The organism is Vogesella facilis (genome assembly GCF_042648525.1).
GTDB lineage: Bacteria > Pseudomonadota > Gammaproteobacteria > Burkholderiales > Chromobacteriaceae > Vogesella > Vogesella facilis.
On the sequence record NZ_JBHRXN010000031.1, the window covers coordinates 363014 to 374645 of the forward strand.

14 protein-coding genes are annotated in these 11632 nt (G+C 67.9%); 8 read left to right on the top strand and 6 right to left on the bottom strand.

Annotated elements, in window-relative coordinates:
• Nucleotides 1–13: 13 nt before the first annotated feature.
• The 3 genes from ACFOLG_RS12895 to ACFOLG_RS12905 form a co-directional block, all read right to left on the bottom strand.
• On the bottom strand, nt 14–142 hold the full coding sequence (locus tag ACFOLG_RS12895) for a hypothetical protein (RefSeq protein ID WP_386092469.1): 129 nt from the start codon (nt 140–142) through the stop codon (nt 14–16).
• A gap of 80 nt (nt 143–222) precedes the next feature.
• Nucleotides 223–1005 carry a substrate-binding periplasmic protein gene (locus ACFOLG_RS12900; RefSeq protein ID WP_386092471.1) on the bottom strand — a complete coding sequence of 261 codons (783 nt, stop codon included), beginning with the start codon at nt 1003–1005 and terminating at the stop codon, nt 223–225.
• A 137-nt stretch (nt 1006–1142) separates the two neighbouring features.
• Nucleotides 1143–1352 (bottom strand): glycine zipper 2TM domain-containing protein, encoded by a 210-nt coding sequence (locus ACFOLG_RS12905; protein WP_386092473.1) that lies wholly within the window; start codon nt 1350–1352, stop codon nt 1143–1145.
• A gap of 367 nt (nt 1353–1719) precedes the next feature.
• Here ACFOLG_RS12905 and ACFOLG_RS12910 point away from each other — a divergent pair, with 367 nt between their 5' ends.
• On the top strand, nt 1720–2601 hold the full coding sequence (locus ACFOLG_RS12910; RefSeq protein WP_386092475.1) for a dienelactone hydrolase family protein: 882 nt from the start codon (nt 1720–1722) through the stop codon (nt 2599–2601).
• A gap of 65 nt (nt 2602–2666) precedes the next feature.
• Here ACFOLG_RS12910 and ACFOLG_RS12915 read toward each other — a convergent pair whose 3' ends face one another.
• Nucleotides 2667–3101 (bottom strand): hypothetical protein, encoded by a 435-nt coding sequence (locus tag ACFOLG_RS12915; RefSeq protein ID WP_386092477.1) that lies wholly within the window; start codon nt 3099–3101, stop codon nt 2667–2669.
• Between the two features lie 153 nt (nt 3102–3254).
• Nucleotides 3255–4154 (bottom strand): dTDP-4-dehydrorhamnose reductase, encoded by a 900-nt coding sequence (gene rfbD, locus ACFOLG_RS12920; RefSeq protein ID WP_386092480.1) that lies wholly within the window; start codon nt 4152–4154, stop codon nt 3255–3257.
• An 89-nt stretch (nt 4155–4243) separates the two neighbouring features.
• Here rfbD and ACFOLG_RS12925 point away from each other — a divergent pair, with 89 nt between their 5' ends.
• The 7 genes from ACFOLG_RS12925 (at nt 4244) to ACFOLG_RS12955 (ending at nt 10120) form a co-directional block, all read left to right on the top strand.
• A complete protein-coding gene (locus tag ACFOLG_RS12925) occupies nt 4244–4615 on the top strand; it encodes a VanZ family protein (RefSeq protein WP_386092483.1) in 372 nt (123 codons plus the stop codon).
• A gap of 32 nt (nt 4616–4647) precedes the next feature.
• A complete protein-coding gene (locus ACFOLG_RS12930) occupies nt 4648–5943 on the top strand; it encodes an aminopeptidase P N-terminal domain-containing protein (protein ID WP_386092485.1) in 1296 nt (431 codons plus the stop codon).
• Between the two features lie 21 nt (nt 5944–5964).
• Nucleotides 5965–7128, top strand: a complete 1164-nt coding sequence (locus ACFOLG_RS12935; RefSeq protein ID WP_386092487.1) for an FAD-dependent monooxygenase — start codon at nt 5965–5967, stop codon at nt 7126–7128.
• 61 nt (nt 7129–7189) lie between these two features.
• On the top strand, nt 7190–8344 hold the full coding sequence (locus tag ACFOLG_RS12940; RefSeq protein WP_386092490.1) for a UbiH/UbiF family hydroxylase: 1155 nt from the start codon (nt 7190–7192) through the stop codon (nt 8342–8344).
• Nucleotides 8345–8366: 22 nt separating this feature from the next.
• Nucleotides 8367–9128 (top strand): DsbC family protein, encoded by a 762-nt coding sequence (locus ACFOLG_RS12945; RefSeq protein WP_386092492.1) that lies wholly within the window; start codon nt 8367–8369, stop codon nt 9126–9128.
• Nucleotides 9129–9135: 7 nt separating this feature from the next.
• Complete coding sequence (locus tag ACFOLG_RS12950) at nt 9136–9762, top strand: energy transducer TonB (protein WP_386092494.1); 627 nt, start codon at nt 9136–9138, stop codon at nt 9760–9762.
• 100 nt (nt 9763–9862) lie between these two features.
• Nucleotides 9863–10120 (top strand): acyl-CoA-binding protein, encoded by a 258-nt coding sequence (locus tag ACFOLG_RS12955; RefSeq protein WP_386092497.1) that lies wholly within the window; start codon nt 9863–9865, stop codon nt 10118–10120.
• A gap of 91 nt (nt 10121–10211) precedes the next feature.
• On the opposite strand, the gene ACFOLG_RS12960 is transcribed toward ACFOLG_RS12955, so the two are convergent.
• Nucleotides 10212–11516, bottom strand: coding sequence for a nucleotide sugar dehydrogenase (locus tag ACFOLG_RS12960; protein WP_386092500.1), 1305 nt, complete (start codon nt 11514–11516; stop codon nt 10212–10214).
• Nucleotides 11517–11632 lie beyond the last annotated feature (116 nt).

The window sequence follows — 11632 nt, forward strand, 5'->3', positions numbered from 1 at the left end:
GGAGCGCCGGCGCTTAATGCGGCACGATGATAGGCGGCATTTCCGTCGCGTGTTTCTTCATGTGTTTGGCAGCCCGTTTTTCCTTGGCCGTGTGCATGGCCGGCTTCTTGGCTTCCTTGGTGCTATGGCGGGTTTTACTCATGGCGATGCTCCTTGACGCAGCCGCGGCGTCGCGTCGCAGCTTATCGCCAGTATAGATCGTGGCTGGCGCGTCGGCGGGCGTCATGGCGGCGCGGCGCTGCTCTCCGTTCCAGCTGGGGCGGCGCCCAGCCGCTGGCGGAAGCTGTGCATGATCTGCTGGTAACGGCCGCTCTGTTTCAGCGCCTGCAGGCCGGCCTCGAACTTCCGCGCCATCACGGCGCCGTCCGGGTGGTGGCGGGAGAAGTTCAGCCAGAAGCCGTCGCGGCTGATGACGCCCACTTTGTGCAGCTTGCCGGCGCTGGCGGCGTTGCGGCTGGCGCGCAGCAGGCCGGGCAGGGTGTTCAGCAGGATGAAATCCACCCGCCGCGCCAGCAGCATGCTGATCAGGTTGTCGTCGGACAGCGCGGTGACCCGGCGGATGGCCGGTGCGTTCATGAAGTTGCTGGGGTAGGTGTAGCCCTGGGTGATGCCCACCAGGCGCCCGGCCAGGTTTTTCAGGGTGAGCGGCGTGGCGGCGGGCTTGAGCGCGAAGATGGCCAGCTCTTCGTGAAACAGCGGGGTGGGGTGCCAGATGAATTGCCGGCGGTTGTCGTCGGTGATGGTGGTGTTGAAGCAGGCGACGGCGCTGCCGGTGGCCACCATCTGCAGGCAGCGCGAGAACGGCACGGCGATGAAGCGCACGGTTACCTGCTGGCTGGCAAAGATCTCGCGCACCAGTTGCGGCGTCAGCCCTTCCGGCTGGTCGCTATTGCCCTGGCGCGATGAGTACGGCGCCCAGTCGTCCTCGGCGGCGATCAGGATGCTCTGCGCACCGGCCAGCAGCGGGGCGGTGCAGAGCAGCAGGGTGGGCAGCAGGTGGCGCATGGCGATATTTCCCGGTGGCAAGGGAAATATAGTGCGCAGTTGCGCCGGCGATAGCCCGTTTGCGTGCGCAGCGGCCGGGCATGCAAAAACCGCCGCCACGGGTGGTGACGGCGGTTTGCGCTTGCCACTGGCGGGGCTTACTTCACGCCGCCATTGCCGATAATGCCGCCGATGGCAGCACCACCTACGGTACCTGCGGTGCTGCCGTTGGTCAGTACCGAGCCGGCGACACCGCCGACTGCCGCACCGATGGCTGCATTTTGCTGACGTTGGGTCATGCCGGCACAGCCGGACAGCGAAGCAATGGCCAGTAGCACGAGGGCACTGCGGGTCAGGGTGCTTTTCATGGAGGTCTCCTTGTAACGGCTGGCGTTGGGTAACCAGCGCACAGTTTGTCACGCCAGTATGACCCGGCATTTTTTTGGCGAGTTCCGGTTTCGGGCGGCTAATCGCCGACTTTAGCCTTTTGACATGGCGGTTGTGCGCTGATCGATGCCAATGGCGCCATTTCTGCTGCGCCACGCGTGGCGGCATCGGGGCGCACGGGTTGTCATCGACCACGCCGCTTGCCGATGACGGCCAACTTTTTCTATAACGCGGTGTCTAGCGCCTGTCGCCGCCGTGCGCCGGGCCGGCGGCAACCAGCTGCTGCCCGCCGCTGCCCGCCACGCCGGTTGCGGCCAAGCTGTTCCCTTGCCTGCAGAGGAGTCGTCGATGAAGCCGCAACCCCGTCAGCCTGCCTTGTCGCAGGAGGTGATCAATCTGTATGACCAGTACACGCATCAGCCGCTGTCGCGCCGGGATTTTGTCGAGCGCCTGGCGCGGCTGGTGGGCGGGGTGGCCGCCGCCTATGCCGTGCTGCCGCTGCTGGAAAACAACTATGCGCAGGCCGAGCAGGTGGCCGCCGGCGACAGCCGGCTGCTGGCGGAGGATGTCCGCTTTGGCCGCCGCGCCGATATGCTGCTGAACGGCTACCTGGTGCGCCCGGCGGCGGGCGGGGCCTTGCCGGCGGTGGTGCTGATCCACGAAAACCGCGGCCTGAACCCGCATATCCGCGACGTGGCGCGGCGGCTGGCACTGGCCGGCTACTGGGTGCTGGCGCCGGATTACCTGTCGCCGCTGGGCGGCACCCCGGCCGACGAGGACAAGGCGCGCGAGCTGTTCGGCAAACTGGACGCGGCGATGACCGCGGATGTGTCGCAGCTGGCGCTGCTGTACCTGCAGGCGAAGGGCAACGGCAAGGTGGGGGCGGTGGGCTTCTGCTGGGGCGGCGGCCAGGTCGGGCAGCTGGCGGTGCAGCAGCCGGCGCTGCGCGCCGGGGTGATCTACTACGGCAGCCATCCGGCGGCGGCCGAGGTTGGCCGCATCCAGGCGCCGCTGCTGCTGCACCATGCCGGGCTGGACGAGCGCATCAATGCCGGCATTCCGGCGTTCGAGGCCGCGATGCAGGCAGCGGGCAAGCGCTACACCCTGTACCTGTATCCGGGGGTGAATCACGCCTTCAACAACGATACCAACACGGCACGCTACGACCAGGGTGCGGCCAACCTTGCCTGGCAGCGCACGCTGGATTTCCTGCAGCAGCAATTAAGCTGAGGCGGCAAATGGACACGGCGCCGGTAGCCATCGCCACCGGCGCCGTGTCCTTTTATGGCAACGGTTTAGCTGTTGCCCTTGCCGTTGCCGCCCTTGTTGCCACCACCATTACCGCCCTTGTTGCCGCCTTTGTTGCCCGGATTGTCATCCGTGCTGCCGCTGGGCAGGCTGGCTTTCTTGGCCGGTATTGCCGGGCTGACGCCCGGAATGGCCGGCGCGGTGCCGGAGCGGGTGGTGATGCGCTGGCCGTCGACGGCGAGCTTGGCGCGCACGCGGTTCAGGTCGCCCTGGGTGATGCCCGGCAGCGTCAGCAGCTGCTTGCTGCTGGTAAAGGTGACCGGGGTGCCGCTCAGCGGGTGGGTGGCGTCGTAGATGGTCTGCGCGTCGGTCAGGCTGAAGCCGGCGTCCACCAGCTGCGTCACGGTGGCGGTGTTCAGCTCCAGCGCCACGGCCGGTCCGCTCAGCGCCAGCACGGCCAGGGTCAGTAGGGATATACGCATGGTGTGCTCCTGTTGCAGTTGCTGTTGCAGTATAGCCCGCAGCCGGCGCCGGGCCCGGCGCCACCGGCTCGGCTCGGCGCGGCAGGGCAAGGGGCATGCTGGTGACATGGCGCCGCCCCGACCTTGCCGGCGTGGCTGCGGCTGCCGTGCGGCTCAGCCGCGGCGGGCGGCGTCCAGGGTGGCAAACAGCTGGCGGATGCCCTGTTGCCAGCTGGGCAGCTGCAGGCCAAACGTCTGCTGCAGCTTGCGGCAATCCAGCACCGAGTACGCCGGGCGCAGCGCCTGCTGCGGGTAGTCGGCACTGGGAATCGGCTGCAGGCCGTCGCCGGGCAGGGTCAGCGGCCAACCTGCTTCGCGGGCGAGGCCGATCACGTACGCGGCGTACTGGTACCAGCTGGTGCAGCCCTGGGTGGCGACATGGTAGCTGCCGTATGGCTGTTCGCGCTCGGCCAGCGTGCGCGCCAGCAGCTGGGCGCTGACATCGGCCAGCAGGCTGGCCGGCGTGGGGGTGCCGAACTGGTCGTTCACCACCCGCAGCTGCTCCTTGCTGGCCGCCAGCCGCAGCATGGTCTTGGCGAAGTTGTTGCCATGCACGCCGGCCACCCAGCTGGTGCGCAGGATGAAGTGGCGCGCGCCGGCGGCGCGCACCGCCTGTTCGCCCAGCCATTTGCTGTGGCCGTACACCGACAGCGGCTTGGCGTTGTCGTCTTCGCGCCAGGCGGTTTCGCCGCTGCCATCGAACACGTAGTCGGTGGAGTAGTGCAGCAGCAGCGCATCGTTGGCCGCCGCCCACTCGGCCATGGCGCCCGGTGCGGCGGCGTTGATGGCGTGGGCGAGTTCCACCTCGCTTTCCGCTAGGTCCACCGCGGTGTAGGCGGCGGCGTTGACGATCACCTCCGGCCGTTCCGCATCCAGCCAGGCCAGCAGCGCCTGGCGGCTGGCCAGGTTCAGTTGCTGGCGGCCGGGGCAGCGCAGTTCGCCGAACAGGCACAGTGCGCGTTGCAGCTCGAAGCCGAGTTGGCCGCTGCTGCCGGTGATCAGGATGCGGGGCATGGCATTGCTTTCTTGAAAATTAACGGTGGGCGTGCACGGCGGGCAGCGGCCGGGCACAATCCGGACATTTTACGGTGTGGAGGCGCGCGATGCCTGATTCACGTTACTGGCTGCCGGCCTGGCTGTGGTGGGCGCTGTCGGTGTGGTTGCTGTTGCTCAAGCCGGCGGGGGCGCCGTCCGGCATCCCGTATTTCGACAAGATAGGTCATTTCAGCCTGTTTTTATTGGGCGGCGTGCTGCTGGCCTGGCCACGCTTGCGGCTGGGGGCGCGCGGCGCGGCGCTGTGGCGGCCAACCTTGTGGCTGTGCCTGGCGTGGGCCGTTGGCTCCGAACTGGCGCAAGGCTGGCTGACCGCCACGCGCAGCGCCGAGCTGGGCGATGCGCTGGCCGATATGCTGGGCGCCGCCGGCGGCATCATGTTGGCCGCATGCGCCATCGCCTGGCAGCAGCGGCGGGTGTAAACTGAGCGCCGTTTTGATTGCGGGTGTCTCGCATGCACCAGAGTCTTGTTGACCGCCGCCAGCAGCTGCTGGCCGCCATTGGCGACGCTGTCGCCATCCTGCCCACCGCGCCGGAAGCGGTGCGCAATGCCGATGCCAACTACCCGTACCGCGCCGACAGCCACTTCCTGTACCTGACCGGGTTTGCCGAGCCGGAGGCGGTGCTGGTGCTGGACGGCCGCCGCGGCAAGAGCCTGCTGTTCTGCCGGGCCAAGAACCCGGACATGGAAATCTGGGAAGGCTTCCGCCACGGCCCGCAGGCCGCCGCCGAGGCGTTTGCCTTCGACGAGGCCTATGCCATCGACGAGCTGGAGCAGCGCCTGCCGGAGCTGCTGGCCGACGTGCCGGCGCTGTACTGGCCGCTGGGCCGCAGTGCCGGCTGGGATGCGCGCATCGCCGGCTGGCTGGGCGTGGTGCGCAGCCGCGCCCGCCTCGGCGTGGATGCGCCGGCGCAGTTCGGCGACCTGCTGCCGCTGATCGACGAGATGCGGCTGCTCAAGGATGAGCGCGAGCAGGCGATCCTGCTGCGTGCCGGCCAGGTGTCGGCCGAGGCGCACGTGCGCGCGATGCAGGCCACCCGCCCCGGCAAGTACGAGTACGAGATCGAGGCCGAGCTGCTGTACCACTTCGTGCGCAACGGCGCGCGCCAGCCGGCCTACGAGAGCATCGTCGCCGGTGGTGGCAACGCCTGCACGCTGCACTATGCGGCCAACAATGCGCGCCTGAACGACGGCGAGCTGCTGCTGATCGACGCCGGCTGCGAGTTCATGGGCTACGCCGGCGACATCACCCGCACCTTCCCGGTGAACGGCCGCTTCAGCCAGCCGCAGCGCGACCTGTACGAAGTGGTGCTGGCGGCGCAGCTGGCGGCCATCGCCGCGGTGCAGCCGGGCGCCACGCTGGACGCGCCGGGCGACGCCGCGCTGCGCGTGCTGGTGCAGGGCATGCTGGACTACCAGCTGCTGCAAGGCAGCGTGGACGGGGTGATCGAATCCGGCGACTACCGCCGCTTCTACATGCACGGCATCGGCCATTTCCTTGGCCTGGACGTGCACGACGTCGGCCTGCGCCGCCCCGGCGGGCAGTGGCGCCAGTTCCAGCCCGGTATGTGCACCACCATCGAGCCGGGGCTGTACGTGCGCCCGGACGACCGCGTACCGGCCGCTTTCCACCATATCGGCATCCGTATCGAGGACAACGTGCTGGTGACCGCCACCGGTCGCCACGTGTACACCGATGCGGCGCCCAAACGCATAGACGACATCGAGGCGCTGATGCAGGCCAGCTAGTTGGCCGCAGCGTAAGCAAGCATGCAAGCAAACATTCTTCATTCCGACATCGTGATCGTGGGCGGCGGCCCGGTGGGGGCGCTGGCCGCCCTGCGCCTGAAGCAGGCCGGCCGCGATGTGTTGCTGATCGAGGCGCGCGCCAAGGATGCGCCGCTGCGCGATGCCCGCGCGCTGGCGCTGTCGTGGTACAGCCGCGAGCAACTGGCGGCGGTGGGTGCCTGGCCGGACAGCCTGCCGGCCACCGACATCGACACCGTGCACGTGTCGCAGCAGGCCGCCTGGGGGCGCACGGTGATCAGCCGCGATGACCTGGCGCTGCCGCATCTGGGCGCGGTGGTGGATTACCCGGCGCTGGCCGCCAGCCTGGGCGATGCCTTGCAGCAGCAGGGCGTGGCGGTGTGCTGGCAGCACAAGGTGACCGCGGTGCAGTCGCTGGCGCGCTATGCCAGCCTGACGGTGGAAGACGCCGCCGGCCAGCGCCGCCAGCTGACGGCGCGGCTGGTGGTGCTGGCCGAAGGCGGCGCGCTGGCGGAAAGCCTGCCCGGCATCCGCCGCCACGTGCACGACTACCAGCAAAGCGCGCTGCTGGCCGAGGTGACGGCCAGCCTGCCGCACGAGCACATCGCCTACGAGCGTTTTGCCGACGCCGGCCCGTTTGCGCTGCTGCCACACGGCGAGCGCCTGATGCTGGTGTGGACGCGCACGCCGGCAGACGCGCAGCGGCTGCACGATGCCGACGAGGCCACGGTGCTGGCCGAGCTGCAGCAGGCGTTCGGCGAGCGCCTCGGCAGCTTCACTGCCATCGGTGAGCGCGCGGTGTTTCCGCTGCTGCTGCGCCAGCTCAACAGCGTGCTGTCCGGCCGGGTGGTGATGATAGGCAACGCCGCGCAGACCATGCACCCGGTGGCGGCGCAGGGCTTCAACCTGGGCCTGCGCGATGCGGTGGCGCTCACCGACATGCTGGCCGGGGCCGCCGATCCGGGCGATGCCGCGCTGCTGCGCCGCTATGCCGCCGCACGGCGGGTGGACAGCCACGCAGTGGTGGGCTTTACCCACGGCCTGATCCGACTGTTCGACGGCGCCAATCCGCTGCTGAAGACGCTGCGTGGCGCCGGCATGAACGCGCTGGACAGCCTGCCGCCGCTGCGCAGGCGCTTCGCCGGTCATCTGGTTTTTGGCGTGTAAACTGCATTGCAGCGCGCGGATGCGGCCAACCTTTGGCCGCTAGCGTTGCCATTAGGGAATCATGAGCACTTCATTTGATGTCGTTATCGTCGGCGGCGGCCTGGTCGGCGCGGCGCTGGCGCTGGCGCTGGACAAGCAGGGCCGGCGCGTGGCGCTGGTGGAAGGCCAGCAGGCGCGCTTCGACAGCCTGCAGCAGGGTTGGGATGCGCGGGTGTACGCGATCAGCCCGGCCAACCGCCGTTTTATCGAAAGCCTGGGGGTGTGGCCGGACATGGCGCGCATCGGCACCATCGCCGGCATGGATGTGCGCGGCGACCAGGGCGGGCGCATCGCGTTTTCCGCCGCCGATGCCGACGCCGAGGCGCTGGCGTGGATTGCAGAAAACCGCTGGCTGCTGGCCGCGTTGTGGCAGCAATTGCACACCGCCAGCGGCGTCGAGCTGCTGGAAGGCGTGCGGCCAACCTGTCTGCGGCATTCGCCCAAAGCCGCGGAATTGCAGCTGGAAGACGGCCGCGTGCTGCAGACCAGGCTGCTGGTGGGCGCCGATGGCGCCAACTCCTGGGTGCGGCAGCAAAGCGGCATCGCCGCCGCGGTGAAGCCGTATGGCCAGAGCGGGGTGGTGGCCAACTTCGCTACCGAGCTGCCGCACGGCGACATCGCGCGGCAGTGGTTCCTCGGCGATGGCATCCTGGCCTGGCTGCCGTTGCCGGGGCAGCGCATTTCCATCGTGTGGTCCACACCGCAGCCGGAGCCGCTGCTGGCGCTGCCGGCGGAACGTTTTGCCGCCGTGGTGGCCGAAGCCGGTGGGCATGCGCTGGGCAAGCTGGAGGTGCTGACGCCGGCGGCGGCCTTCCCGCTGCGGTTGCTGACGCCGCAGCACGTGATCGCCGAGCGCGTGGCGCTGGTGGGCGACGCCGCCCACACCGTGCACCCGCTGGCCGGGCAGGGCGTCAACCTCGGTTTCCAGGACGCGGCGCGGCTGGCGGACATCATCGCCGCCGGCAAGGACCCGGGCGAGTGGCTGGCGCTGCGCCGCTACGAACGCGGCCGCAAGGAAGCGGTGCGCACCATGCAGCTGACCTGCGACACGCTGTTCGGCCTGTTTCACGCCAAGGAACTGCCGGGCATTGCCTGGCTGCGCAATACCGGCCTCAACCTGACCAACCGCCTGCCGCTGCTCAAGCGGCAGCTGGCCCGCCACGCGGTGGGCTTTTAACCGATAACTGAAAAGGATTGCAATGAAGCTCCGTCTGCCCCAACTGGCCATCATCCCGCTCTGCCTGTCGCTGCTGGCCTGCACCGCGTCCGCGGCCGATGAAACGCCGGATTCGGTGCGCGCCATCTTCAAGAGCAAGTTTCCGCAGCACGAGGTGACCAGCGTGCAGGCGGCGCCGGTGGCCGGGCTGTACGAGTTGGTGGTGAAAATGAAGCGCGGCGCGCGCGAGGAATACACCATCGTCTACGCCGACGCCAAGGTGGAGCACCTGCTGACCGGCGACCTGATCGACACCGCCAGCCGCAACAGCATTACCGAAGGCCGGCTGGAAGAACTGAACCAGGTGAAGTTCGACTTCAACGCGCTGCCGCTGGACAAGGCGATTAAGGAAGTGCGCGGCAAGGGCGAGCGCAAGCTGGCGGTGTTCTCCGACCCGGATTGCCCGTTCTGCAAGCGGCTGGAGCAGGACGCGCTGTCCAAGCTGGATAACGTCACCATCTACACCTTCCTGTACCCGCTGGCGCAGCTGCACCCGGATGCGCCGCGCAAGGCCGCGCAGATCTGGTGCAGCAAGGATCGCGCCGCCACCTGGACCGCGGTGATGCGCAACGGCGCCAAGCTGCCGGCCGGCAATGCCAGCTGCAGCACCCCGCTGGCCGAGTTGGCCGCACTGGGCGAAAAACTGGGCGTGGCCGGCACCCCGGCGCTGTTCCTGCCCAATGGGCGGATGATCTCCGGTGCGGTACCGGTGGAAACCATCGAAGCGGCGTTCAAGGCCAAGTAAGCGCGGCATGTCCGCCTGCTTCGCCCGCCTCCGGCCGCTGCTGGCCAGTGCCTTGCTGGCGCTGGCTGCGCATGCGGCCTTGCTGTTGCTGCCGCTGGCGCCCGCCGGGCAGGGCGGCGGCGGGCGCCCGCTGGCGGTGACGCTGGCGAGTGCCGCGCCTGCGCCGCCAGCAGTACCGGCCACGCAGCCGGCAGCGCCATCGGCCGTGCCGGTGTCCGTCGAGGCGGCGCCGCCAGCCGTGGTGCCTGTTGAGGCGCCTGTCGATGCCGCCGTGGCCGCCTCGCAGCCGGTGGCGGAGGCGCCGCTGCTGCCGGCTTCCGCACCGACAGCGGCGTTGCCGGGCCTGGCACTGGATCCGTATTACCCGGCCGGGGAGCTGGACGTGCTGGCGGCGCCCATCGGCCAGCTGCTGCTGGACTACCCGGCCGGCAGCCCCGAGCAGCTGCAGTTGCAGCTCTACATCGGCCGCGACGGCACGGTGGATAAGGTGGAGGTGATCGCCGGCAATGGTGACAGCGACTATGCGCGCTTCGTGGTGGCGGTCTTCCAGCAGGCGCACTTCATGCCGGCGCAGAAAGGCGGCGTGGCGGTGCGCAGCCGCAAGCACATTCAGCTGGCGTTGCAGCCGCATTAAACGATCGTTTCATGGTAAATTTGGCCAGCCGGGCAACCGGCGGGCTAATACAACATCAACCAGGAGCGAGACTTCGTTCCGCCGTGCAAAGGATAAACATATGTCCGATCTGAAAGCGCTGTTCGAACAGGCACAACAAGACGTCACCACCCTGGCCGAGCGCCCGGACAACCAGACCCTGCTGCAGCTGTACGCGCTGTTCAAGCAGGCCACCGATGGCGACGTGCAGGGCGAGCGCCCGGGCATGATGGACTTCATCAACCGCGCCAAGTATGACGCCTGGGACAAGCTCAAGGGCCAGGGCAACGAGCAGGCGATGCAGGGCTACGTTGACCTGGTGAAATCGCTGCTGGCCTGATGACGGGCCTACCGTGGCCGCCGCCATGGGCAATAAAAAAGCCGGATCGTACGATCCGGCTTTTTTCATGCGGGGCAGACGGGGTGCAGGCTTACGCCTTCACCACGTTGGCCGCAGGCTGCAGGTACTTGCCGCGGCTGTCCACGATCAGCTGCGCATGTTGCTGCAGCTGCGCGTAGTCGAACTTGTCGTGGTCGGTGGCCAGCAGCACGCAGTCGTAGCCGGCGATGCTGTCGGCCGTCAGCGCCACGCTGGACAGCTCGAAGTGATGCTCGCGCATCTTCGGGAACACCGGCACGTGCGGATCGCTGTAGCTGATCTCGGCGCCGAGGTCGCGCAGTTTTTCCATCAGGAACACCGACGGGCTTTCGCGCATGTCGTCGACGTTCTTCTTGTAGGCAATGCCCAGCACCAGGATCTTGCTGCCGTTGATCGCCTTCTTGCGCTCGTTCAGCGCCGCGGCCACCTTGCTGATCACGTAGTCCGGCATCGACGAGTTCACTTCGCCGGCCAGCTCGATGAAGCGGGTGTGCACGCCATACTCGCGCGCTTTCCAGGTCAGGTAGAACGGGTCGATCGGGATGCAGTGGCCGCCCAGGCCCGGGCCCGGGTAGTAGGGCACGAAGCCGAACGGCTTGGTGGCAGCGGCACGGATCACCTCGTGGATGTCGATGCCCATCTTGTCGGCGACGATCTTCATCTCGTTCACCAGGCCAATGTTCACCGCGCGGTGGATGTTCTCCAGCAGCTTGGTCATCTCGGCGGCGCGGGTGGACGACACCGGCACTACCTTGTCGATTACCGCGCTGTACAGCGCCACGCCGATTTCCTGGCAGGCCGGGGTCACGCCGCCGCAGACCTTGGGAATGGTGCGGGTAGTGAAATTGGGGTTGCCCGGGTCTTCACGCTCCGGCGAGAACACCAGGTAGGCATCCTCACCCACCTTGAAGCCGCGCGATTCGATGCGCGGCAGCAGTTCTTCGTCGGTGGTGCCGGGGTAGGTGGTGGATTCCAGCGACACCAGGTGGCCGGCGCGCAGGTGCGGCACCAGGCTGTCGATAGTGCCCAGCACGTAGGACATGTCCGGCTCGCGGTACTTGTTGAGCGGGGTGGGCACGCACAGGATCAGCGCGTCGGCTTCCGGCGCACGGCTGAAGTCGGTGGTGGCCTCGAAGCCGCTGGCGCGGGCGCTGGCGATGCTGTCGCCGCTGATGTGCTCGATATAGCTGTTGCCGGCGTGCAGCGCATCGACCTTGCTCTGGTCGATGTCGAAGCCCAGTACCTTGAAGCCCACTTCATTGAAACGCAGCATCAGCGGCAGGCCGACATAGCCCAGGCCCACGATGCCGATTACCGCGGACTTGTCCGCAATCTTCTTCAGGAACGCGTCTTTCACGTTGCTCAACTTTCTACAGAATTAGCCGCGGCCAACATGCTGTCGGGCCGCCAAAATTAACCGGGGGATTTTACAGGCAAACGGCCCGCGCGGGCAGGCCGTGATGCGCGATGTTT

Coding starts and splice junctions, on each gene's coding strand:
- ACFOLG_RS12895 (WP_386092469.1), bottom strand. CDS start 142: ATGAGTAAAACCCGCCATAGCACCAAGGAAGCCAAGAAGCCGGCCATG.
- ACFOLG_RS12900 (WP_386092471.1), bottom strand. CDS start 1,005: ATGCGCCACCTGCTGCCCACCCTGCTGCTCTGCACCGCCCCGCTGCTG.
- ACFOLG_RS12905 (WP_386092473.1), bottom strand. CDS start 1,352: ATGAAAAGCACCCTGACCCGCAGTGCCCTCGTGCTACTGGCCATTGCT.
- ACFOLG_RS12910 (WP_386092475.1), top strand. CDS start 1,720: ATGAAGCCGCAACCCCGTCAGCCTGCCTTGTCGCAGGAGGTGATCAAT.
- ACFOLG_RS12915 (WP_386092477.1), bottom strand. CDS start 3,101: ATGCGTATATCCCTACTGACCCTGGCCGTGCTGGCGCTGAGCGGACCG.
- rfbD (WP_386092480.1), bottom strand. CDS start 4,154: ATGCCCCGCATCCTGATCACCGGCAGCAGCGGCCAACTCGGCTTCGAG.
- ACFOLG_RS12925 (WP_386092483.1), top strand. CDS start 4,244: ATGCCTGATTCACGTTACTGGCTGCCGGCCTGGCTGTGGTGGGCGCTG.
- ACFOLG_RS12930 (WP_386092485.1), top strand. CDS start 4,648: ATGCACCAGAGTCTTGTTGACCGCCGCCAGCAGCTGCTGGCCGCCATT.
- ACFOLG_RS12935 (WP_386092487.1), top strand. CDS start 5,965: ATGCAAGCAAACATTCTTCATTCCGACATCGTGATCGTGGGCGGCGGC.
- ACFOLG_RS12940 (WP_386092490.1), top strand. CDS start 7,190: ATGAGCACTTCATTTGATGTCGTTATCGTCGGCGGCGGCCTGGTCGGC.
- ACFOLG_RS12945 (WP_386092492.1), top strand. CDS start 8,367: ATGAAGCTCCGTCTGCCCCAACTGGCCATCATCCCGCTCTGCCTGTCG.
- ACFOLG_RS12950 (WP_386092494.1), top strand. CDS start 9,136: ATGTCCGCCTGCTTCGCCCGCCTCCGGCCGCTGCTGGCCAGTGCCTTG.
- ACFOLG_RS12955 (WP_386092497.1), top strand. CDS start 9,863: ATGTCCGATCTGAAAGCGCTGTTCGAACAGGCACAACAAGACGTCACC.